Annotated in this window: 21 protein-coding genes; 5 read left to right on the top strand and 16 right to left on the bottom strand. The window is 68.4% G+C overall.

The annotated features are described in order from the left end of the window. Positions 1 to 321: 321 nt before the first annotated feature. The 8 genes from OG394_RS00580 to OG394_RS00545 form a co-directional block, all read right to left on the bottom strand. Positions 322 to 1,347, bottom strand: coding sequence for a cation diffusion facilitator family transporter (locus OG394_RS00580; protein ID WP_328992716.1), 1,026 nt, complete (start codon positions 1,345 to 1,347; stop codon positions 322 to 324). Continuing rightward, entirely contained in the window at positions 1,347 to 1,739 is a 393-nt protein-coding gene (locus OG394_RS00575; RefSeq protein ID WP_328992715.1) for an ArsR/SmtB family transcription factor, read from the bottom strand. Before OG394_RS00575 ends, OG394_RS00580 begins: the two co-directional genes overlap by 1 nt. Before the next feature lie 31 nt (positions 1,740 to 1,770). Beyond that, positions 1,771 to 3,834 (bottom strand): heavy metal translocating P-type ATPase, encoded by a 2,064-nt coding sequence (locus OG394_RS00570; protein ID WP_442914291.1) that lies wholly within the window; start codon positions 3,832 to 3,834, stop codon positions 1,771 to 1,773. Positions 3,835 to 3,930: 96 nt separating this feature from the next. Continuing rightward, the gene (locus OG394_RS00565; RefSeq protein ID WP_328992714.1) at positions 3,931 to 4,530 is read right to left on the bottom strand and encodes a DUF305 domain-containing protein; all 600 of its coding nucleotides are present in this window, start codon (positions 4,528 to 4,530) and stop codon (positions 3,931 to 3,933) included. Positions 4,531 to 4,616: 86 nt separating this feature from the next. Continuing rightward, positions 4,617 to 5,093, bottom strand: coding sequence for a DUF6153 family protein (locus OG394_RS00560; protein WP_328992713.1), 477 nt, complete (start codon positions 5,091 to 5,093; stop codon positions 4,617 to 4,619). 34 nt (positions 5,094 to 5,127) lie between these two features. Next, on the bottom strand, positions 5,128 to 6,165 hold the full coding sequence (locus tag OG394_RS00555) for a potassium channel family protein (RefSeq protein WP_442914264.1): 1,038 nt from the start codon (positions 6,163 to 6,165) through the stop codon (positions 5,128 to 5,130). Continuing rightward, complete coding sequence (locus OG394_RS00550; protein WP_328992711.1) at positions 6,050 to 7,189, bottom strand: GNAT family N-acetyltransferase; 1,140 nt, start codon at positions 7,187 to 7,189, stop codon at positions 6,050 to 6,052. Before OG394_RS00550 ends, OG394_RS00555 begins: the two co-directional genes overlap by 116 nt. 81 nt (positions 7,190 to 7,270) lie before the next feature. After that, the gene (locus OG394_RS00545; RefSeq protein ID WP_328992710.1) at positions 7,271 to 7,690 is read right to left on the bottom strand and encodes a hypothetical protein; all 420 of its coding nucleotides are present in this window, start codon (positions 7,688 to 7,690) and stop codon (positions 7,271 to 7,273) included. Positions 7,691 to 7,800: 110 nt separating this feature from the next. Here OG394_RS00545 and OG394_RS00540 point away from each other — a divergent pair, with 110 nt between their 5' ends. The 3 genes from OG394_RS00540 to OG394_RS00530 all read left to right on the top strand — a co-directional run bounded on the left by OG394_RS00540 (position 7,801) and on the right by OG394_RS00530 (position 11,171). Continuing rightward, positions 7,801 to 8,406: a hypothetical protein gene (locus OG394_RS00540; RefSeq protein WP_328992709.1), complete on the top strand. Its 606-nt coding sequence runs from the start codon at positions 7,801 to 7,803 to the stop codon at positions 8,404 to 8,406. A 191-nt stretch (positions 8,407 to 8,597) separates the two neighbouring features. Beyond that, positions 8,598 to 9,323 carry a hypothetical protein gene (locus OG394_RS00535; protein WP_328992707.1) on the top strand — a complete coding sequence of 242 codons (726 nt, stop codon included), beginning with the start codon at positions 8,598 to 8,600 and terminating at the stop codon, positions 9,321 to 9,323. Between the two features lie 69 nt (positions 9,324 to 9,392). After that, entirely contained in the window at positions 9,393 to 11,171 is a 1,779-nt protein-coding gene (locus OG394_RS00530; protein ID WP_328992706.1) for a glycerophosphodiester phosphodiesterase family protein, read from the top strand. Between the two features lie 167 nt (positions 11,172 to 11,338). Here OG394_RS00530 and OG394_RS00525 read toward each other — a convergent pair whose 3' ends face one another. Next, positions 11,339 to 12,424, bottom strand: coding sequence for a carboxylate-amine ligase (locus tag OG394_RS00525; protein ID WP_328992705.1), 1,086 nt, complete (start codon positions 12,422 to 12,424; stop codon positions 11,339 to 11,341). Positions 12,425 to 12,486: 62 nt separating this feature from the next. On the opposite strand from OG394_RS00525, the gene OG394_RS00520 reads away from it, so the two are divergent. Continuing rightward, the gene (locus OG394_RS00520) at positions 12,487 to 13,224 is read left to right on the top strand and encodes a HipA family kinase (protein ID WP_328992704.1); all 738 of its coding nucleotides are present in this window, start codon (positions 12,487 to 12,489) and stop codon (positions 13,222 to 13,224) included. Then, a complete protein-coding gene (locus OG394_RS00515) occupies positions 13,221 to 13,601 on the top strand; it encodes a DUF3037 domain-containing protein (RefSeq protein ID WP_328992701.1) in 381 nt (126 codons plus the stop codon). Before OG394_RS00520 ends, OG394_RS00515 begins: the two co-directional genes overlap by 4 nt. Here OG394_RS00515 and OG394_RS00510 read toward each other — a convergent pair whose 3' ends face one another. The 7 genes from OG394_RS00510 to OG394_RS00480 form a co-directional block, all read right to left on the bottom strand. Beyond that, on the bottom strand, positions 13,602 to 13,793 hold the full coding sequence (locus OG394_RS00510; protein ID WP_328992700.1) for a hypothetical protein: 192 nt from the start codon (positions 13,791 to 13,793) through the stop codon (positions 13,602 to 13,604). It lies immediately after the preceding gene. 10 nt (positions 13,794 to 13,803) lie between these two features. Beyond that, complete coding sequence (locus OG394_RS00505) at positions 13,804 to 15,606, bottom strand: S8 family serine peptidase (protein WP_328992699.1); 1,803 nt, start codon at positions 15,604 to 15,606, stop codon at positions 13,804 to 13,806. Positions 15,607 to 15,624: 18 nt separating this feature from the next. Next, positions 15,625 to 15,849, bottom strand: a complete 225-nt coding sequence (locus OG394_RS00500) for a hypothetical protein (RefSeq protein ID WP_328992698.1) — start codon at positions 15,847 to 15,849, stop codon at positions 15,625 to 15,627. 74 nt (positions 15,850 to 15,923) lie between these two features. Beyond that, positions 15,924 to 17,549 (bottom strand): phosphoglucomutase (alpha-D-glucose-1,6-bisphosphate-dependent), encoded by a 1,626-nt coding sequence (pgm, locus tag OG394_RS00495; protein WP_328992697.1) that lies wholly within the window; start codon positions 17,547 to 17,549, stop codon positions 15,924 to 15,926. Positions 17,550 to 17,559: 10 nt separating this feature from the next. Further along, the gene (locus OG394_RS00490) at positions 17,560 to 19,113 is read right to left on the bottom strand and encodes a fused MFS/spermidine synthase (protein WP_328992696.1); all 1,554 of its coding nucleotides are present in this window, start codon (positions 19,111 to 19,113) and stop codon (positions 17,560 to 17,562) included. A 69-nt stretch (positions 19,114 to 19,182) separates the two neighbouring features. After that, a complete protein-coding gene (locus OG394_RS00485; RefSeq protein ID WP_328992695.1) occupies positions 19,183 to 19,566 on the bottom strand; it encodes an MmcQ/YjbR family DNA-binding protein in 384 nt (127 codons plus the stop codon). 35 nt (positions 19,567 to 19,601) lie between these two features. Next, positions 19,602 to 23,141 carry a hypothetical protein gene (locus OG394_RS00480; RefSeq protein ID WP_328992693.1) on the bottom strand — a complete coding sequence of 1,180 codons (3,540 nt, stop codon included), beginning with the start codon at positions 23,139 to 23,141 and terminating at the stop codon, positions 19,602 to 19,604. Positions 23,142 to 23,160 lie beyond the last annotated feature (19 nt).

The following is a 23,160-nucleotide window of genomic DNA, read 5'->3' as shown; positions in this document are numbered from 1 at the left end:
GACCGCCGCGAGGCAGTACAACGCGGTTGTGCGGCGGCCGGAACCCGATTGCGGAACAGGCCCGCGGACTCGAAGATGGGCGGGTGGCTCAACGGGAGGTTGGCGGCTGGCTTCACCGCGGCAAATTCGACCTGCTTTGAGGGCCGCCTCGCGCGAAGCCCGATGACGTCGCCGGTTGGCCGGATCGCCATGCAGGCATAACTGGCGGGCAAGCGTTTCAAACCGGCCGAGCCCGGGGCTTGGGCCTGCGTGGCGGTCCGCCGCGGGCGGCCAGCGTGTCCGACGGCCACCCCACGACCTACGGACGCGATGGCTTCGGGTTCAACCGGACCGCGCCGCCGCTGGCCCCAACGCCGGGTCGTCGCTGGGGTAGGCGTGGACTACGGCGGTGCGGAGGCGGGGGACGGCGTGGGTTAGTTCGTGTTCGGCTTCGTGGGCGAGGCGGTGGGCTTGGGCGCTGTCTCCTGCGTCGATGACCAGGTCGACGTCGGCGTGGAGTTCGTGGCCGATCCAGCGCATGCGGACTCGTCGTACGGCCTGGACGCCTGGCAGCGCGGTTAGAGCCGTTTCGGCGCTGTCGACGTCGGCTGGGTCGACGGCGTCCATCAAGCGCCGGAAGACGTCGCGGCCGGCGGTGCGCAGTACGGCGAGGATGGCGATCGTAATGAGCAGACCGATCAACGGGTCCGCCAACGGAAAGCCGAGGGCGACACCGCCCGCACCGAGTACGACGGCCAGCGAGGTCATGCCGTCGGTACGGGCGTGCAGTCCGTCGGCGACCAAGGCGGCTGAGCCGATCCGGCGGCCGACGCGGATGCGGTACATCGCGACCGCCTCGTTGCCGATGAAGCCGATGACTCCCGCGGCCGCCACCCAGCCGAGGTTGTGCACGGTGACCGGGTTGATGAGACGCCGGATCGACTCCCAGCCGGCGATGAGCGCGGAGATCGCGATCATCGCGACGACGAAGAGCCCGGCCAGGTCTTCGGCGCGTCCGTACCCGTAGGTGTAGCGACGGGTGGCAGCGCGACGCCCGATGACGAAGGCGATCCACAACGGCAACGCGGTCAGCGCATCGGAGAAGTTGTGCACGGTGTCGGCCAACAGCGCGACCGATCCGGAGATCGCGACGATCACCAGTTGCAGAGTGGCGGTGATGGCGAGCGCGACCAGGCTGACCTTCACGGCCCGAATCCCGGCGGCGCTGGACTCGATCGCGTCATCGATCGAATCGGCCGCGTCGTGGGAATGCGGCCGGAACATCGCACCCAACCGCCGCCAAACTCCCCCAACCTCATGCCCGTGGCCGTGACCGTGACCGTGGCTCGGCGTGCGCTGGTGTGCCATCAGGCAGTCCCCTCGGCAGCGGCGTGGAGCTCGGCCAGGTTCTCGCCATCGAGGTGGTGGGCGGGCATCCCCGGTCCGGCGTGCTCGGCGTTGTAGATCGCGTCGACGACGAGCCGGCCGACGTGGTCGTTCTCCAAGCGGTAGAAGACCTGGGTGCCCTCGCGGCGAGTCCGCACCAGTCGCGCCATCCTCAGCTTGGCCAGGTGCTGCGATACGGAAGGCGCCGGTTTGCCGATCCGGGTGGCGAGCTCGTTGACCGGCAGCTCCTCCCCGCTCAAGGCCCACAGCAGCTGGATCCGGGTCGCGTCGGCCAGCATCCGGAACACCTCGACGGCCAGATCCACCTGGTCGTCGGCCAGCCGACGCTTACAAGCTCCGCTATCTGCATGCATACGCAGATACTAGACGACCCCGCCGTCGCCGTCAGCGCCCCGGGGTCAGATCAACCCGGCGCAGCAGTTGTGCGTTCAGGGCGACGACGATGGTCGAGACGGACATCAGCACGGCGCCCACGGCCGGGCCGAGCGTCAGGCCGGCCCAGGCCAGCACACCGGCGGCGAGCGGGATGGCGATCACGTTGTACCCGGCGGCCCACGCCAGGTTCTGGATCATCTTGCGGTACGACGCCTGCGACAACCGGATGACGCCAGTGACGCCCCGCGGATCCGACGAGGCCAGTACGACACCCGCCGACTCGATCGCCACGTCCGCACCCGCGCCGATCGCGATCCCGACATCCGCGCGAGCCAACGCCGGGGCATCGTTCACGCCGTCGCCCACCATCGCCACCGTCAGCCCGCGGGCCTGCAATTCGCTGACCGCCTTGTCCTTGTCGGCCGGCAGCACCTCGGCGAACACCTCGTCCACGCCTTCGCGGAATCCCAGGTCGGCCGCGACCGCGCGTGCGACCGGCTCGGCATCACCCGTGATCATGACGATCTTCTCGATACCGGCAGCGCGCAGTTGCGCGACGGCCTCGCGCGCCTCTGGCCGCACCTCGTCCTCGAGCGCGATCACGCCAGTCGCCACCGACGTACTGTCTTCAACGCGCAGGACGTACAGGACGGCGGCTCCGCGGGCGGACCATTCTTCGGCCCGGTCGCGCAGTACGGCGGGCACGGTCGCGTCCAGCTCACGCAGCAGCGCGGGCCCGCCGACCGCATAGGTGCTGCCGGCAACGACTGCCTGGACGCCCCGGCCGGTGAGCGACTTGAACTCGTCTGCCTTCGCGCGACCACCACGCTCGTCGGCGGCGGTCACGATCGCCCGGGCCAACGGATGTTCGCTGTCGGCCTCGACCGCGCCGGCGATCCGCAGCACCTCTTGCTCGTCGACTCCGTCACCGGCCACTCCGGTCACGACGTGCTCGCCCTTGGTCAGGGTGCCGGTCTTGTCGAACAGCACCGCGTTCACGGTCCGCATCCGCTCCAGCGCCAGCCGGTCCTTCACCAGGATGCCGGCCTTGGCTGCGACGGCCGTGGACAACGCGATCACCAGCGGAATGGCCAGGCCTAGCGCGTGCGGGCACGCGATGACCAGGACGGTGACGGTCCGTACGACGGACTCGTTCAGGTCGCCGAACGCCCACCAGGCGACAAACGTGACGAGCGCGGCAGCCGTCGCAATGTAGAACAGCATGGCGGCGAATCGGTCGGCCAGAACCTGGGCGCGTCCGCTCGACTGCTGCGCCTCGGCGACCAAGCGCTGGATGCCGGCCAGGGCGGTGTCCTCGCCGACTGCGGCGATGCGTACTCGGATCGCCGAATCGGTCGCCACCGTGCCCGCGACCACCCGATCACCGGCCGCCTTCGAAACTGGCCGGGATTCGCCGGTGATCATCGACTCGTCCAACTCGGCGGCGCCATCGACGATCTCGCCGTCGGCTGGGACTCGTGCGCCGGAACGCACCAGCACCACGTCGCCCACTTGCAGGTCGGCGATCGCGACGGTCTCGACGCCGTCTTCGCTGACCCGCTCGGCGTCGTCGGGCAGCAGTGCGGCCAAGGCGGCGAGCGCGCCCTGCGCCTGACCGATGGCCTTCATCTCCTGCCAGTGGCCCAGCAGCATGATCGTGACCAGGGCCGCCAGCTCCCACCAGAAGTCCAGGTCGAATAGGCCGAGGCTCGTCGCCAGCGAAGCGACGTACGCGACGGTGATCGCCATCGAGATCAGCAGCATCATCCCGGGCGCGCGGTCGCGGGCCTCGCGGACACCGCCGACCAGGAACGGCCAGCCGCCGTACAGGAACACGAACGTGCCGAGCACCGGACCGACCCAACTCATGCCGGGGAAGTCCAGCGAGTAGCCGAACCACTCCATCACCATGTGGCTCGTCGCCACGATCGGCAGCGTGAGCAGCAGGCTCAGCCAGAACTTCCGCCGGAACATCTCCGGGTCATGGCCGGCGTGCTTGTCATGCCCCGCGTGTGCGGCGTGTTTCGCGTGGGCGTCGTGGGTTGCGTGGTCGTGCTGGGTGGAGTTCGCCATCATCTTGCCTCTCACCGTCCGGATGATTCGGTCCGACGCCGCAGCCGCGCGGCGTCGTACCGAACCAACCATATACCCCCTAGGGGTATTCCCGGATCAGGGTAATTGTTCGAGCAGTTGCTGCATGGTGGCGATTTCGCGGTTCTGGTCCGTCTCGATCTTCTTGGCCAGGGCTATCGACGCCGGGTCCTGGCCGACGGACTGCTCAGTCTTCGCCATCGTGACCGCGCCACGGTGGTGCTTGATCATCAGCTGCACCCACATCCGGTCGAACGCCGGACCGGAGGCCTTGCCGAGAGCGTCCATCTCCTCGGCGGACATCATCCCCGGCATCGAGCCGGACATGTCGTGACCGCCATGTTCGCCCGGCGTCGGCACCGGCTCGCCCCAGGCCGTCAGCCAGCCCGATAGTTGCTTGATCTCGGGATCCTGGGCCGCCTTGATCGCGGCCGCCAGGTCCTTCACCGCGGTCGCCTGCGCCTTGCCGGCCGTCAGGTCCGCCATCTCAACGGCCTGGCGGTGGTGCGGGATCATGCCCGTCGCGAACTCCACATCCGCCGCGTTATGCGCCCCCGCGGATGCGGACGGAGTGCTGTGGTTCATCCCCGGCATCGCGCCATCGCCGTCGTTACAGGCGGTCAAGGCGAGGCTGGAAGCCAGGATCAGGGCAGCGGTTTTCCACGTACGTTGTCGCATGAGTGAGTCCTTGAAGTCGAAGTGTCTGCGGACGCGTGGCGACGGCACACGTGCGGGACCGGTCGCCAGGCTGGGCCGGGCTCGGCCTAAATCCGCAGAACGCAGAGCTTCGACAAGGAGGGTGGCGGGCGTGGTGGCGACCGCTCAGGCGCGACACCACGCGATACCCGCGCGAGCAGCTGCACCGGACGCGACACCCGCAAACTCCGCAACGCAAGCGCCACGACAATCGCAAGCCCCAACCCGGTCAACATCGCCAGGCAAAGCTCGCCCATCAAATGCCGATGCTCCCCCGCCACCACCTTCGCCACCACCGGCACCTCATGCGCATGATGCCGCCCAACCCCAGCCGCCCCCGCATGCGCGTGCTGCCGCCCAGCCGCCACATCGTGGGCGTGAATCCCCCCAACGGCAGGCGCCATCGCGGGCGTCATCGGATGGCCCATCGCCATCGCGGCATCGTGATTACCGGTCAACCCATGCATCACGAACACCCCGGCAAGCAGGCAAAGCGTGACCGCGCCCTTGACCAGGCCCGATCCCGCACCACCCCGAAGCTCCATCCCCCCAACCCTAAGCGCACCCCCACGCCGGGGGCTATTCGTCGTCGGGGTCGGCGCCGGGGCGTTCGGCCCAGGGGGTTTCTTTGGCGGGGCGTACGACGATGAGTTTGTCGCCGGCGGCCAGGACCGAGACGGACGAGTCGTAGTAGCGGTGGACCTTGCCGTCGCGGACTACGGAGACCACTCGGTCGGGGACGGACGACGGCGCCTTGCCAACTTCACGACCGAGGACTGGGCGTTCGGCGACCTCGAGCCCCTCGCCGTACGTGAGCAGGTCCTCCATCACCTCGCCCAGGTTCGGGCTGACAGCGGACAGACCGAGCAGACGGCCGACGGCTTCGGACGAGGTGACGACCGCGTTCGCGCCGCTCTGGCGGACCAGTGGCACGTTGTCCTCCTCGCGCACGGCGACGACGATGTGCGCGGTCTGGTTGAGCTGGCGGACGGCCAGGGTGACGAGTACGGCGGAGTCGTCGCGGTCGGTGGTGACGATGACCTCGCGGGCCGTCGCCACCTCGGCACGGCGCAGCACGGCCCGGTTGGTCGCGTCACCGTGGAACGCGGCGATCTGGTCGTTGCCGGCATCCGCGACGGCCTGCGCCCGCGGGTCGATCACGACCACATCGCTGAGTTTCACCCCGTTGCTGACCAGCGTCTGCACCGCGGCGCGGCCCTTGGTGCCGTAGCCGACGACAACGGTGTGGTCCTTCATGCGTTTCCTCCATCGCGAGTCGCGCATGATCCGCCGACCCTCGTTCGCCAGGACTTCCAGGGTCGTGCCGACCAATACCACCAGGAAGGAGATCCGCAGCGGTGTCACCACGAACGCGTTCACCAGCCGCGCGGTCGGAGTGACCGGGGTGATGTCGCCGTAGCCGGTGGTGGTGAGGGTGACGGTCGCGTAGTAGATGCTGTCGATCAGGCCGACAGAGCCGTCGTACGTGTCCTTGTAACCGTCACGGTCGACCACCACGATCAGCACCATCAGGGTCAGCAGACCGACTGCGATCAGCAGCCGCCGGAACAGCTCCAGCACCGGTGAACGCGTGCTGGTCGGCATATAGACCAGCATTCCGCGCGGATGGCGGTCGGACAGGGGTAGTGACGGCACGTTGCTGACGATAGGCCACCGGTGGGCCCTGCACAGAATTCGCCGCCACAGAATGCGACAGGCTTTGATCGGACAGCGCCACTGTCACGGTCAGGTTGCCGCCCGTGTTCACGACCATGGTCCGCATCCGCAACCGCTCGATCGTGCGGATCATCGCCTGGTTCTCCGGCTGCACCATGCAAACCACCCGGTCCGCGCCGAGCGAACGCGCCTCGCGGATCACGCCGGCCAGCAACTGCGAGCCGAGGCCCTGCCGCTGCCAGCCGTCCTCGACGAGTACGGCGACCTCCATCACGGAGACGCCTTCGGACCCGAGCTCCTCCCAGGGCGCGGCCGTGGCCATGCCGATCACGGCACCGTTGACCTCCGCGACCAGCGAGACACCACCCGCGGGCGCTGAGAGGTGGCGCGCCGTACGAAGCGTGAGCCGCGGCATCGGCACGTGGTAGCGCCTCGTCCGGCTCTCGAACGAGCACCTGTCGTGCATCGCGATGACGGCCTCTGCGTCGGCGATGCCGGCCGGACGGACAGTTGGTACGCCGCTACCGGGCCGGGGTCCTTCGACGACGGTGTCGAACTTCTCGGCGAGCAGGCCGGCGATCTCGACCAGGACGTCAGCGCGGGCCCATTCGGCCGCGGTGTACTCGTCGAGACCCTGGAGGCGCTCGAGCTCCTCGTCCACGGTGCACGGGTCGTCGAGGATCCGCAGCACCGCGCGCAGGTATCGCGTCGGCGCGTCCGAGAGGACGTCCGCCTGGCACGGGCGCACCGTCGTACGGACGCAGCCCGCCTCGGCCACCAGCGCGGTCAACTGCTCGGCGGTCCAGCCGACGCCGGTCGAGACGACCAGTTCGTCGATCGCGCCGCCTTCGGAGGTGAAGACCTCCAGGCTGAGAATGTTGAGGTCGTCGGCTCCGCAGCGCGCGGCGAGTTCCGCCAGCGCGCCCGGGCGGTCGGCAAGTTCAGTCCGGATCTTCCACAGCATGAGTCAACACCCTCCCTAGTGTTCGGCTTACAGCCTGCTTGGGAGGTGTGACCCAGCCGGGTCGGGCGTGTTACGGGCGGGTCACTTCTTGCCGCGGCCGGGGCGACGACCGGGCAGACCCGGCATCTTCGGCAGCCGATCGGTGAGTTTGCGCTGGCGGGCGACCAGTTCGGCGGCGCTCTCGCGGTTGTCCAGGTCGGCATGCCGCAACAGCTCGGGGTACGTCGCTTGGGGCACCGAGGGGTACGTCGTGACGATGGCGTCGCCGCTGAAGACGAAGTAGATGACCGCGCCTTCGTGAATGACCTTCAGCAATGAGCCCTCACGGACCGTGGCGGCGTGCTCCAGCGCCTTCTTCCGCGCGGTGCGTTTGGCCAGGGCGGCCTGGATCGCCTGCTGCGCGGGCTCCCGGCCGTGCTTCACCGCCTCGAACGCCACCGGCCCGTAGCGCACGCCGTACTTGACCGCGTTCTTGACCAATCGACTTCGGGCTCCAGGCATACCTTGACTGTACTGACCGGCAGGTCGAAACGCGGATTCACGAGTGCTTTGGTGACGCGACTCGCGTGGATGGGGCTGCGGCGGCTGGTGTGGTCAGGGAAGATGGGCGCGTGACCGTACCGAGACCTCGCCGGCCGATCCTGCCCGGCGCCAAGCTCTTCGAGTCGCTGCCCGGCGCGCACGACCCGGCCACTGTGGCCGAGATGGCGCACCGCACAGCGGAACTACTCGTGCGCGGCGCGCGGTCCAGCGACGACGAGCAGGTGATCGCGCGAGTGGTGAAACTCGCCGATGAGTACGGCCTGGACGAGCTGGCCGATCTGTGGTCCGACTCGCACGCGGATTCGCTGCCGGGCACGCTTTGGCGCCTTTACCTGTTGCGTTCCTGGGTGCACGGAGATGCCGAGCGGGTCGCCGAGGAGTACGCCGCCGGCCGGGAGCACGCCGAGGTCCACGCGGTCGTCGCCGGGGTTGCCGATCCGCCCGGGCCGACCGAGGTGCGGGACATGGTCGACGCCGTCCTGCGTGGCGTCGCGACGGGCGATTTCGCCACCACCTTGGACCGGGCCGCGGCCTTCGCACGCATCGTCGCGACGGGTCGCGCGCACATCGCCGACGAGGGGCACGAGCAGATCCGATCGGCCTCGCGACTGGTCGAGATGGCGGACCAGCTGCAGACCGCCGCCCGGGCCGAACGCGCCAATCAACTCTGGTGATCGCTGGTTCATTCGTTACACTGACTGAGGCGTCGGGCCGCGGTAGCCCCGGGTCCCACATATAGCCGCTACGAGCGGCCACGCGCCGTGAGGCGCTTCCCGGTCCGACGCCATTAACTTCCTCACCGCTATGACCCCTTCGCGTTGTTGGCTGACAGGGTTCTGGTTTCTCAAGGGTGAGGAGCAGTGCCTTGAGGTTCATCGCGGCCGCCGCCGGCCTGGTGCTGATCGCGGGCTGTTCGTCGGTGGACGCCGCCGACATCCGGACCAGCGGCTTCAATACGAACATCGTGGTGACGGTGCCGGAGCGCGCCACCCATGCGGATGTCTGGGTGCAGTTGCGATCGGGCACCCTGACGTACGTCGACCTGAGTGATACGGACAAGCTGACCAGTACCGCCGGCGGGCAAACGGTGGACCTCCGTCGGCACAAGTCGCTCGGGGTGATCACGTATCTCGGCCGCCTCGACAACCCCGGCGGGCCTGGCAGCGAGGTGGTCCTCGGCCTGCAACGCGACAGCGAGAACGACCCGGCACCACGTTCCGTCGTACGCCTCGCTGATCCGGTCGGAGTGCTCGCGCCCTCCGCTGGTGCCCGGCATTCCCGCGCGCGCGATCTCGCCGTACGACTCACAACGCCGTCCGACCAGCAGACCTCGATCGAGTGGACGGGTCCGTGCGTGAGCTCCGGCAGTCTTCGGCTGGATCCAGGTCAATCCGATGTCACCATTCCGCGTGGATCGTTCAAAGTGCCGCCCCCGGCCACCACGTCGCCTACACCGTCACCCCTGCCGTCGTCCTGCAAGCTCACGTTGACCGTGACGCGATCGGTCGACGGCCAGCTCGATCCGGCGTACAAGAAGGGCACGATCCGGGCGGAGTCGGTCGCCACCCGTGAGTTCACCTCGATTCCCTGACGCGTCACCTAGTTGGTCACTTGCCCGTGGGACCGTCTGCCGACACCCGTTCCGAAGGGATTCAAAGACATGCGTGTGTTCGCCCCACTCGTTCTCGTCACGGCGTTGCTCAGCGCCGTACCAGCTGGACCGGCTCAGGCCGATAGCCCGCGGGAGCTCGATCTGCAGGCCCATCGCGGCGGCCTCGGGCTGACCGTGGAGAGCACGATCGCGTCGTTCTCGCGCGGTCTGCAGGTCGGCGTGAGCACGCTCGAACTCGACATCCAGATCACCGAGGACGGGCAGGCCGTGGTCACCCACGACCGTCGCGTCGGCGCGAACAAGTGCCGCGACACCGGTCCGTACGTGCCGGGTGACCCCGAGTTTCCGTACGTCGGCAAATACGTCAACACGCTCTCGCTGAACCAGGTCCGCCAGCTGGATTGCGGATCGTTGCCGCTGGCAAATTACCCGGGCCAGACGCCGGATCCGGGTGCGCGGATGCCGTTGCTGTCCGAGGTGTTCGACCTGGTCAAGGCCTACCGCGCGTACGGCGTGAAGCTGAACATCGAGACCAAGGTCGAGGCCGGCGCGCCCTCCGAGACGGCACCGCGCGAGCAGTTCGTCCAGGTGCTGACTCGCGAGATCCGCAAGGCGCACCTGGCTCGCCAGGTGACGGTCCAGAGCTTCGACTGGGGCGCGTTGATGCGGATCCGCCAGGTCGCGCCGGAGCTGCCGATCGTGGCGCTGACGAACTACGACTTCCTGCAGACGGGTCAGCCCGGTAAGTCACCGTGGCTGGGTGGTATCGACATCGACGACTTCGGCGGCGACCTGGTGAAGGCGACAAAGTCCTTCGGTGCGAACGCGATCTCGCCGGTGCACGGGTTCCCGCAGGGCGGCAAGATCGGCGACCCGGATTACCGGCCGTACGTCACCGCGACGATGGTGAACGACGCGCACCGCGCCGGGATGAAGGTCGTACCGTGGACGATCAACGACCCGGCGACGATGCGCTCGCTGATCGACAAGGGCGTCGACGGTCTGATCAGCGACTACCCGGACCGGTTGCGGACGGTTGCGCGCGACGCTGGGTTTGCGCTGCCTCGGTCGTACGAGGCTCCTGCGGTGCTGCCGCTTGCGCAGGCGCACGCGCACAACGACTACGAACACCGTCGGCCGTTGCAGGACGCGTTGGATCGCGGGTTCAGCAGTGTCGAGGCTGACGTGTGGCTGGTCGATGGTGAGCTTCGTGTCGCACATGATCTCGAGGATGCTGTCGCTGGGCGGACGTTGGAGAGCCTCTACTTGGCGCCTTTGGCCCAGCGGGTGCGGGCTAACCATGGGAAGGTTTACGCCCGTGGGCATGGCGGCTTCCAGTTGTTGATCGACATCAAGAGTGATGGGCCGTCTACGTATGCGGCGATCGATCAGGCGTTGCGGAAGTACCGCGGCATGCTGACGGTGTTCGCGGGTGGGCGGACGTTCGAGGGTGCGGTCACGCCGGTGATCAGTGGGAACCGGCCGCTGGACGTACTCAAGGCGCAGAAGCTCCGGTACGCCGGGTACGACGGGCGAATGACGGATCTCGGCTCGGGTATGCCGGCATCACTGATGCCCCTGGTGAGCGACAACTGGACCAAACACTTCACGTGGCAGGGCGTTGGCGAATTCCCGGCCGCCGAACGCGCGAAGCTCGCCGACATCGTGGCAAAGGCTCACGCCGCGGGCTACACCGTCCGCTTCTGGGCCACGCCGGACGTCCCAGGCGCAGCCCGTACTGCCCTTTGGCGCGAACTTGTCGCCGCCGGCGTAGACCACGTCAACACGGACGACCTCCACGGCCTCGAACTCTTCCTCCGCGCCTAACCAACGCAACTCGCCGCCGCCCCACCACCACGGCGGCGGCGGCGAGCCTCCTTCTTTTTGCGTTCATTCGTCGCAATCCGCCCTCAGCCGTCCGCTGACCTGTGCTGGTCCGCTGAAGGAAGAGGGCGGATTGCGACGAATGAACGCAAAAAGAAGTACGCGATGGGTTAGCAGGTGGCGGTGGTGGCGCGGGTGGCTAGGGCTAGGACTTCTTGGATGTTGTGGTGGTGGTGGAAGACCATGCGCTGGCGGGCGGCGCCGTTGCCTTTTCTGAGGATGGCGTGGGCCTTCTCGTCGGCGTACTCCCACTCCCCCAGGTCTTCCAGGGCCGGGCGGATGTGGGCGAGCAGGCGGTCGATGGCCTGGGTGGCGGTGATTTGGCGAGCGCGGTGTACGTCGAGCGCGGGGCCGTCGAGGCCTTCGCGGGCGGCGATGACGTACGCGGCGCGTAGCACCTCGGGCTCGATGGCGATCTCCGGCCCGGCCTCGATCGCGGTCATCACCAGGGCGCGCACGATCGTTGCGTAGAGGACCGTTTCCTCCACCGTGGCGGGGATATCGGCGACTCGCACCTCGATGGTCGGCAGATGACTCGACGGGCGAACATCCCAATAGACCATGCGTTCGTCCAGGATTACGCCGGTCTCGATCAGGGTGGCGACCAGGGCGTCGTAGTGTTCGGCCGACTCGAAGTACGGCGGCAGGCCCGAGCACGGCCAGCGTGACCACATGATCCAGCGCCAGCTCGCGAATCCGGTGTCATGCCCGAGATAGATCGCCGAGTTCGCGGTCAGGGCGAGCAGCGTCGGCAGCCACGGGCGGAGGTGATTGCTGACCCGGACGGCCGTGTCGCGATCCGGCACCTCGACGTGTACGTGACAACCGCAAACGCCTTGTTCGCGGGCCAACTGGCCGTACTTGGCGGCGATATCGCGATAGCGCGTCTTCGCCGTGACGAGTAACTCGGGCCTTCCGGCCGGCGGCGCGGCGACCGCGAGTAACCGCGCGCCGTTCGCCTCAGCGGCCTGCGAGAGCACTGCTCTCATTTTGGTCAAGTGCTCTCTCAACTCGCCACTGGTGTGGCACACCGGCGTATTGAGCTCGACCTGCGACCTGGTCAATTCCAGCGCCGCATCAACCTGGTTCTCCAGGGCGGCGGCGATCACGGCCGCGCTCGACGGCACCGGCTCGCCCGATTCGGGATCGACCAGCAGTAGTTCTTCCTCAACACCCACGGAAGGATGAACACTCACTGTTGCACCGTACCCACCTGAGGCGCCGCCCGAACGGTAAGCGGCTCGACTAGGCTCGGCGGGTGAGTTTGCCGAGAGTAGTCGCGACGCGTTACCTACTGCCGCTGCGGGAGGGTGGATCGTTGCCCGGCGTTGTCGAGGGCAACGATCTCGGCACGTATGTGCTCAAGTTCCATGGCGCCGGCCAGGGGCCCAAAGCCCTGGTCGCGGAGGTCATCGTCGGCGAGCTGTTCCGCCGGCTCGGCCTGCGGGTGCCCGAGCTCAAACTGATGGAGCTCGACCCGGTGATCGGCCGGTCCGAGCCCGACCACGAGATCCAGGATCTGCTCGTGCGCAGCGGCGGCCTCAACCTGGCCGTCGACTTTCTGCCCGGTTCCCTAGGGTACGACGGCTCGAGCGGCACGCCGACCGAACAGGAGCAGGCGCGGATCCTCTGGCTCGACGCCTTCGTCGCGAACGTCGACCGGTCCTGGCGCAACACCAACCTGCTGGTCTGGCACCAGAACCTCTGGCTGATCGACCACGGCGCCGCCCTGTACTTCCACCACGCCTGGGCCTCCGCGGAGAAGTTCACCGCGACGCCGTACAACGCGTCCGATCACGTCTTCCGCAACGCCGCCGCCGCGGTCGAGACCGTCGACAAGAATATGGCCGCCACCATCACGCCGGAGCTCCTGACCGAAGTCGTCGGCCTGGTGCCGGACGAGTGGCTGCTGGACGGTGATCGCGAGCGGTACATCGGCCACCTGCTCGCGCGTGTGCAGGATCGTTCGGCCTGGCTGCCAGGAGGTGCCCGATGAGCTACGAGCCGTTCGACTACGTCATCCTGCGGGCCGCTCCGCGCGTCCACCGTGGCGAGTTCATCAATGTGGGCGTGCTGCTCTACTGCCGGAACTGCGACTATCTCGGCGCAGCCTGGCACGTCGATCCCGATCGGCTCCGGGCCCTCGACCCGGCGGTGGACGTCGGTGCTGTCTGCGCATCGCTCGAGCACATCCGCGCCATCTGCGCGGGCGATCAAAGCGGCGGTCCGGCCGCGAGCACCAGCATCGGCGAGCGCTTCCGCTGGCTGGCCGCGCCCCGCAGCACCGTCGTCCACCCGGGTCCCATTCATGGCGGCCTGACCACCGATCCGGCCGCCGACCTGGCTCACCTCCTCAATACGTACGTGCGGTAGCTAGTGGCCCCAGCCGCTCGGTGGCGCGAGGTGACCGGCGGCCACCTGGCTTTCCATGCTGAGCAGGACCTCAGGCACCGGGCCGCCGTCGAAGATCTGCGGGCCGGCGGGCGCCGCAGATTGGGACGTGGCCGTAGTCGAGTCAGACGAGATCGCAACCTCGTCGCCGGAGATGGTGATCGTGAGTTTCATCGCGCTCTCCCTACCAACCCTGAACCGCATAGCGGGCTTCGAAGTGGGTCTCCTCGGCGGTCAGGTTCTTCACGTCGATCCAATAGGTGACGTAGTAATCCGTCGGCCTTTCCGTTCGGACAGTCCACTCCACCCGCGGACCACCGCCGACCGGGTTCGTCGGCAGCACCGACCAGGTCACATGCCAGTGAGCCGGCCAGTTGAAGGTGAACCAGCGCTGCGTCTGATTCGGCTGCAACACACCCCGGAACTGCACGCCGAACCAGCTGCCCTGCCCCAGCGCCATCGGAATCAACTGACGCAAGTTCGGCCGGTTGCCGATCCGCTCGGTTCGCGGCCGGCCCGGTGCGTCCTGCTGAGGCGAACCACTCGCACGCAGCATCTGCCGGGCCCGGCCTGGCGACAACGGGATACGCCCGTTCGCGCGCAGCACCCCTTGGACGCAGGCAAGCGCGCCGACCACGATCGGCGAGGCGCTCGACGTACCGCTGAACTGGTCGGTGTACCAGAAGTCGGGTAGACCGGCCTGCAGGTCGCCGTACCCGGTGGACGTCACCTCGCGGCCCCAGCCCTGCGCGTCGACACACGCGCCATGGTTGGAGAACCCGAGGCGTGAACGGTCGGGCCCGTGGTCGCGCCCATGCGTGCCGGGTGGCGGTGCGCCCGCGCCGCAGATGACGGCGCCCGAGTCCAGCGCCGTACGGCGGAACGGGTTCGTCCACCAAGTCGGGAATCCGGCCGGCCGGGTGTCGTAGATGGCGTTGTCGAGGTTGCGCGCGCCGTTGCCCGCGGCCTCGACGACGATCACGCCGCGGTTGGACGCGTAGCGAATGGCCAGATAGTCGTCCGGCCACCACTCGACCGCGATATAGCCGTCCTGGCCGACGCCTGACGCACCCGGGCCCTGGCGGTGGATCTCCAGCAGGATGATGTCGCCCGCGCCGAGGCGGTCCGCGGCCTGCCGGATGACCTGAGCGGTCGGCAGCGAGAAGGCTGCGCCGAACACGGTGGTGTCGGGCGCGATCCCGGTCACGCCGTACATGTTGATGTCGCCGCTGATCTCACCGAGTACGGCGGTGCCGTGGTTGGTGTCCGCCGAGGCGGTGCCGACGACGACGCCACCTTGGTTGACGCCGAGGTCCTCGTGGGTGAAGCGCCAGCCCCATTCGCAGTCGATCACGCGGACGCCGGAACCGCGGCCGCCGGGCTGGGTCCAGGCGTAACGGGCGTCGATCCCCGCGGGAGCTACGTCCAGATAGCCTTGACGGCTGACGAAATCGGGGCTGATCGGCGGTGCGTCGGAACCGGTCGGCATCATGTCGTTGAGCTGCTCGGTCTTCTCCGCGCGAGCTCGCTGGTTGTTCTTGTGGGCCGTCTTCGTGGCACGCGGCCGCCGGGACGACGACGTCACAGTGGCGAGCGCCGGTGCGGGCTTCACGTACGCCGCTTCGATGGCGGTCGTGCCGTTGAGCTCGTCGGCCAACTCGTCGAGACGGTCGTCCGGCGCTTCGACGTGATAGCACCGGGCCATCTCGGCGACCAGCGACTCGACGTCCGGCGCCGAGATACCCGGCCCGCTCGGCGAGTCCATCGCCATCATCCGGAGCCGGTCCGGTGGCCCGAACAGCGGCCGGAAGGTGATGTCAGGCGCCGCCGCGATATCGGCAAGCGCGCCCAGGTCGTCGTACTTGGTTGAACGTGCACCGGTCGCGTCGAACTCGATCTCGCCGTCCGGTGCGGTGAAGCAGATGAGCTCGCGCTTCCCCAGCTCGCTCATCATCGGACCATCGCTGGATTCTCCCCTGGCCGCCATGCTGGTCGCCTCCTTGGCTCATGGCGCGGATTCGGGTGGTTTGACGTACGCGGTGGCCACTTCGGGGGTCTGGGTCAGCGCGCGAACGACCTCATCGGCGTTCTGGTCATCGGGCAGGCGAATGGCGAACCAGGAGTCGAGTTCCTGTTCGCGGGCGTCCGGGAACAACGGCAGCACGTCGAAACCCAGTAAATGTTCGGGTTTCGGCGCACCGTCGTGCAAACGAATGATGATGTCAGCCATACCGCCCCACCCAATGACCCTTTTCCAAGCTCTGCCTGTGGCAGGCGCCTGTCAAGGCCGGGACGGACGGTTTTTCAGCTTTCCAGCGCGGCCGAGACGACCTCACGGGCTTCGGCGAAGACCTCTTTGAGGTGGTCTTCGCCCCGGAACGACTCGCCGTAGATCTTGTACAGATCCTCTGTGCCAGAAGGCCGCGCGGCGAACCAGGCCGATTCGGTGGTGACCTTCAGGCCGCCGATCTTGGCATCGTTGCCAGGGGCGGTGGTGAGGCGTGCGGTGATCGTTTCGCCGGCCAATTCGGTCGCCGTGACGGCATCCGCTGACAACGCTGCGAGCTTGGCCTTCTGCTCGCGGGTGGCGGGCGCGTCGACCCGTGAGTACGCCGAGGCGCCGAACTTCTCCACAAGCTTGCCGTGGGCAACAGATGGCGTTTCGCCGGTCACGGCGGTGATCTCGCTCGCCAGCAGCGCGAGCAGAATTCCGTCCTTGTCCGTCGTCCAGACCGACCCGTCGAACCGCAGGAAGCTCGCGCCCGCCGACTCCTCGCCGCCGAACCCGACGCTGCCGTCGAGCAGCCCGGGCACGAACCACTTGAACCCGACCGGCACCTCCCAAAGGCGCTTGCCGAGATCCGCGACCACCCGGTCGATCAGCGAGGACGAGACCAGGGTCTTGCCGACGGCGACATCCGCACCCCATTCGCGGTGGGAGAACAGGTAGGAGATCGCGACGGCCAGATAGTGGTTCGGGTTCATCAGGCCCGCGTCCGGGGTGACGATGCCGTGGCGGTCGGCGTCCGCGTCGTTCCCGGTGGACAGGTCGTACGCGTCACGCTGCGCGACCAGCGAGGCCATCGCATACGGCGAGGAGCAGTCCATCCGGATCTTGCCGTCGTGGTCGAGCGTCATGAAGCTCCACGCCGGGTCGATCCGCGGGTTGACCACGGTCAGGTCGAGCCGATGCCGGTCCGCGATGGCCGCCCAGTAGTCCACACTCGCGCCACCCAGCGGGTCCGCGCCGATCCGCAAACCGGCCTCGCGGACGGCGTCAAGGTTGAGGACCGAGGGCAGGTCGTCGACGTAGTGCCCGAGGAAGTCGTACGCCCCGGCGGCCGCGCGAGCCCGCTCGAACGGGACACGTTGTACGCCGTCCAGGCCGGCCGCGATCAGCTCGTTCGACCGGTTCGCGATCCAGGTGGTGGCCTCGGAACCGGCCGGCCCACCGTGCGGCGGGTTGTACTTGATGCCGCCATCGCGCGGTGGGTTGTGCGACGGCGTGATGACGATGCCGTCCGCCGTACCGGGGTTGTCCCGGTTGAGCCGCAGGATCGCGTGCGAGACGGCCGGGGTCGGGGTGAGCCGGTCCGCGCTGTCCACGAGTACGTCGACGCCGTTCGCGACGAGCACCTCGAGCGCCGTACGCCAGGCCGGTTCGGAAAGGCCGTGGCTGTCCCGGCCGACCACCAGCGGGCCGGCCGTGCCGTGGGCCTTGCGGTACTCGCAGACGGCCTGCGTGATCGCGAGGATGTGCGTCTCGTTGAACGCGCCGTCGAACGCCGAGCCGCGATGGCCCGACGTACCGAACACGACCTGCTGGGCCGGATCGCCCGGATCGGGACTGATCTCGTCGTACGCCGTGAGCAGGGCGTCGACGTCGATCAGGTCGGTCGGCTGGGCGGGCAATCCGGCGCGTGGGTGCATGGCGCCAATGTTATGTCGGGGTCGGCGTGAGGAGTTGGTCCACGGGCGCGAAGTCGTCGGTCAGCAGGGGGGCGTCACCGATGAAGGCCTTGAGCTCGTCCGGCTCGGTCAGTACGTCGTAGAGCGGTGCCCGTTCGCCGATGCCGGCCATGATCGCGGCGGCGTCGATCGGCTGGTCAGACCCGAGCACAACCAGGTTGCCGCCGGCCTCACGCGCGAGCTTCGTCTTGCGCGCGACCACGGCGGTGTGCGGGAATTCGGCCGCGATCGTGCGCACCTCGGCCCGGGCGAACGCCAGCGGCCCGAAGTCGATCACGTTCACGGCGTACAGCCCGTCGCTGTCGAGCACGCGGCGAATGTCCGCGATGGTCTCGCGCGTGGTCAGGTGCCACGGCACGGCCACCCCGCCGAACGCGTCGCCGATGACCAGGTCGCGGCTGTCGGCCGGCTCATCCCGCACGCCGAGGCGCCCATCCCGGACCTGGACGTCGAGGTCCGGCCCGGTCTTCGCACCGAGCTGGGCCTTGTCGACCTCGACGACGCCCGGGTCGATCTCGAAGACCTTGTTCTGCGTGCCCAGCCTCGTTGCCTGGAAGTACCTGGGGAGCGTCAGGCCTCCCCCGCCGACGTGCAGCGCCTTGAGCGGCTCAGTGCCGGGCCAACGGGCTCCGACGGCCGCGACGATGTCCTTCGCGTACTCGAACTCCAAGTACGTCGGGTCGTTCAGGTCGACGTACGAGTGGCGGAGTTTGTCCAGGTAGAGCGTGCGGCCACTGGCACGTGCGGGGTCTACTACGACTCGTGCGCAGTGGTAGGCCGTCTCGACCTCACAGGGCTTCGGGGCGATCACCGTCAGACCGGTGCCGACTATGGCGATCGCTAGCGGGCCTGCGGCGGCACGGGCGCCACGTAGTACGAGAGTCAGTACAAGGCCGCTGACGACCAGTAGGCCGCCGAGCCAGAGGACGATCGTGCTGGTCGGGACCTGCGCGACGAAAACGAAACCGGTCAGGATCGTGCCGGCGATGGCGCCGACCGTGGCATAGGCGGACAACCGGCCGACCACCGTGCCGGTCTCCGCCAACGTCGCGAGCTGGAGTTTGGTGACCATCGGCGTGACCGCGGCCAGGAGCGACGCCGGGACGAACATGGCTATCGCGACGGCGAGGAACACCGCATTGCTCGAGCCGCCGCGCACGGCCTCACCGGTCCAGCGAACCACGGGCAGGATCAGCATGATGAGCGCGCCGGACACGAGGATCGTCGGCCCGAGCGAACGCGTCGGCGACACCACGTCAGCCATCCGCCCGCCCATCGCGGCACCGGTCGCGATCGCGGCCAGGGCGACCCCGATGATCGCGGTATTGGTCTCGAGCGTCAGCCCCAAGTACGGCGCTACCAGGCGGAGCGAGATCAGCTCCAGCACCAACACGGCCGCCGAAGACCCGAACGCCAACCCCACGGCCGTCCGCCGCCCAACCCGCACCTTCTCAACCCGCTGCCCGTCATCAGCCCCTGTTCCGGCCGTCGGGTCGTCCTGCTCCACAATCTCGCGCTCGCTCACGGCCGCCACCTTATCCAGCCCCCGGCCCATTCCTCATGCCGCGGGCAGCGGCCTGTGGATAACTCCCGCTTACTGAGCTGGAGGTGTGTCCAGGGTGGCGATGAGGGACTTGGGGGCGATCTGGCGGTAGGCGTCTTCGATCAGGTCGGCCAGTAGCGGCCAGTCGGTGGTCGGGGTGTCGAGGTAGACGCCTAGCCAGCCGCGGTGGCCGACGTACGGCGGGCGGAAGAAGTGGGTCGGGTCGGCCTCGACCAGTGACTCCTGTGCGCCTTCGGGAGCCGCGCACCAGAATGCTTGGCGATCATCGTGATGCTGATCGGCGAACATGACGAACGTCTTCTTGTCCCGGACGAACCAGGTCGGTTCGCCATGGCTCAGGCGCTCGGTCGTTTCGGGCAGCGCCAGGCACAGCGCCCGCACCTGGTCGAGCGCGGTCGGCGCCTCTTTACCCACCTTGTCTCCTTACCGCCTTGATCCTTCCGACGAATCTACTTGCACTTGAGGGCGTCGGCTTCGAGGAGCTTGCGGAGTTCGGTGATGGCTTGGCGGTTGGTGTCGGAGGTGAGTTGGGAGCGCATCTCGTTGACGGTGGCGTCGGCGAGGGTCCAGCCGAGGGGCGGCTCCGGGCCGGGCTGGCCCGCGAGCGTGATGCGGAACCACAGGGACGCCGGGGAACTGCCATCGGCTGTCTGGATCGACTTGCCACCGGCGGACAGCGGCCGGGTGAAGGCGGCCGCCGCGCTGGCTCGCGCGTAGGCTTCGCGGCTGTTGACCTGGCCGAGCGTGGCCTTGACCGGCGCGGTCAGTTCGAGCGGCCGGGGATCCGCCTGCGACGACCTGGTCGCGGCCGGCGGCGAGTTGTCGATCTGCACGAAGATCGGCACCAGGCACGAGCCAACGGCAGCTTCCGAACCAGATGCAGTACCCAGTTCCGAGGCGGCGGCGAGAGGCTGCAGCGCTCGCCATGCGTCCGTCACTGTGCCCGCACCCGAGTTGTCGAACAAGCCGCCATCCGCGACGTACGACACCGCAGGCTCGGGGACCAGCCCGGCTCCGCTGGCACACGCGCGCCGGTCGATCCGGCCGCTCGGCGAAACCAGTGGGAATCGGGCCGACAGGTGCGAGGCAGTCGACAGCGGGACGTCCTCGTCCGGGCAGAGGTAGTCGACCAGTTCGTTGCTGGACGGCAGTACGTCGAGGTAGCCGCCGGGTTCATCGCGGCTGACGCCACGGTTCGTGCCGCCCGGCTGCTGGAGAACCTCACGTCGTACCGGACCTCGGCAAGCGGCGTCGTTCGGCTGGTCGAGGCTGGATCCCGGCGGCGCGTCTGCCGGCTGGTAGGGAGCCACCTCACCGGCCGGCAGGGCGAAGTCCACCGCGCTCACGACGAAGCGGCAGTCGTCCTCGACGCTTATACCGTTCATCGCGAGCACCGGCGAAGCCCACAGGCCGTTGCCGTGGGTGGTGCTCCACAGATCGCGCAAGCCGCGAGCCATACCGCGATTGGCCGGCGGAGACGGGTCGTCCGGGCCGCGGCGCCAAGCCTGCTCCCAGCTCCGCTCGAGCATCTCGGCGCGGTCGGGCCAGTCCCAGGCGAGGAGAGCGTGCGGGAGGTCGGCGGACAGCATGCGGGCGATGTCGGGCGCCACGAAGTCCTTGCGCAGCGCGTCCTCCACCTGGCGTGGCGCCGTGCTGGCGGCGCCGTCCTGGAGCAGGTCGGCGCGACGGGCCGTCCACGCGGCCAGCCCGACGCTGCCACCAGAAGCGCCACTGGCCAGGAAGACGGGCACGGAACCCATCGCCTGCTCCGCCAGCTTCTGGTCGTCGGCCTTCTGTTCTTCGGGCGTCCGGTTCTCAGATGGCGATTCGTGGGCGCAGACGCCATTCGCGCCTGATACCGGCCCGGGCCCGAAGAGGCACTCCATCACCAGGGCAGTCCACACGGCCGCACGGATGCCGCCGCCTTGCGCGCCGACCATCACGACCGGCTGGGCCGAACCCGTCGTGGACTTGTGCGAGTTCAGGAAGCCCTGCCAGGCGTCGGACAACGTAGGCGTCGCCATGGTCTGCTGAGCCGGCATCCGGCGGATGTCGTGGTACCCACCCGGGTCGAGCGCCGACACCACCAGGATCCACACCACGAAAAAGGCCAGCACCGGGAACCGCTTGAACCGGGCCGCCCGGAGCGCGGGAGCGAGCGCATATTGGCTGACCTTGCTCTTGCGGGTCTGCGTCGCGAGCAAGCCGATGACCCCGATCATCAGGCTGAACCCGCCGAGCAGGATCGCGACCGTGCCGGCCTTCTCCGACACGTGGATGCCGATGTAGGAGTTCAGCAGGAAGAACCCCGCGGCAAACGCGACGAACGTGCAGACACCCCACAGGCTGGACCAGACCTTCGGCTTTACCCGCTTCGTCCGGTACACGGCCAGGAACGCACCGAGCAGGCAGATCGCCACCGCCGAGAAAATAGGGGCCAGCAGCAACGAGAACTCCGGGGCGTCCCGGATGTACGAGTCCAGCGCCGTGGCCCGGGCGATCAACCCGACGATCAGGCCGCACACCGTCGCGCCGGCGAGGCGGCCGAGCCGGTCGCCCCAGGCCGCGATGGCGGGATCGTGCACGGCGGGCGCCGGGCCGGGATCGGGCGTACGGCGTACGCGGCCGACCTTGATCTGGGTGAGAAAGCGGGCGCCTGGACCTGGCGGCTCGGGCAGTCCGTCGAAGGCCAGACCGAGCACCCAGATGGCGAGCAGCAGCCCGCCCGCCACGCAAAGACCCCAGCCGAAGCCGATCCAGCTCAGCAGCGCGCCGAGGGCGACCAGGATCAGGCCGAGGCCGAGGACGAACGGCTGAGCCGAGTCACCACTGTCCGGTGCGGGCCGATCTAGCGCGTCATCGGCGGTCAAGCGTCGGGTCGCGCCGGTGACAGTGCCCGCCAGCACTACGCAGGCGAGGAAGGCCCAGAGACCGCGCAGCCCATCCCAGGAGCGAACCACGTCGTCGAGTTGGGCCGCGCCGATACCGGTGCTGACCAGCAGGACGAGCGCAGCGACGACGATCAGGACGCCGCGGGCCGAGGCCACCGCGCGCCGCAGAGCGGTTGCCTTGAGCAACAGAATGCCGACGACCAGCAACGGCGGACCGATCATCGCGACGGTCAGCAGCAGTTTCAGCACCGACATCAGCGGGCCGATCGCGAGACCACCGATGGCCAGCACCGAACCGCCGTCGGCGTACGCCCGCCAGAGCGCGATGTTCTCGATGACGTCCACGACGATCAGCAGCAGCAGGGCCACTCCCCCGGACACGATCATCCGGGACCGGCGGTTCTGCTGTTCACTTTCGCGGTCCGGTGACGGCGAGTCGGCCGGGTCCGGCAACGCGTTCGTCCGGTACAACGCGACCAGAGCCGCACCGACCGCGAGCGCGTACAACACGATGAAGACCGAGTCGAGCGTCAACAAGGTGACCGCGATCTCGCTAGGATCGCGCAGCGTCGTGTGGTCGGCGACGTTACGCGCGTATTCGTCCCAGCTGTTCCGGATCGCCGTCACGGTCCCGGTCACGGTCTCGGCGTCCAACGTGCCGCGCAGATCGCCGAGAGAGACCTTGAAACCGAGCGCGCTACCGCCGACGCCCTGGTCGAAGTGCATCTGCTGCAGCGCCGAGTCGACCCGGCGCATGATGGTGAGCAACGCCCAGCCCGCGACCATCACCAGATAGCAGACCGCGACCCGCCAGGACCATGGCCGCCGCTGCGCTTCGGCTTCCTCTAGTTCCTCCGCCGCGGGTACGTCGCCCGGCGGGGTCGGCGGGGCTGGTGGGGGTGTCTCCGGTCCAGCCGGAGCGGGTGCGCGTTTGGGCGAGATCCGGTCGGCGATCCGGCCGAACAGCTTCGACAGCCACTTGTCCCAGAGCTTGCGGAAGAACCGCCGCACCGGCTCGAGCGCCATCGCCAGCACCAGTTCGACGAACTTGCCGACGAACCCGATCGCGCTGAAGAAGTTCATCGATTGGACCTTCATGACAGGCCTCCCCCTCGCG

It is taken from the genome of Kribbella sp. NBC_01245, from assembly GCF_036226525.1.
Taxonomy (GTDB): Bacteria; Actinomycetota; Actinomycetes; order Propionibacteriales; family Kribbellaceae; genus Kribbella.
Note: the sequence above shows the minus strand (reverse complement) of the source record. Positions and strands in the feature narration are given on the sequence as shown.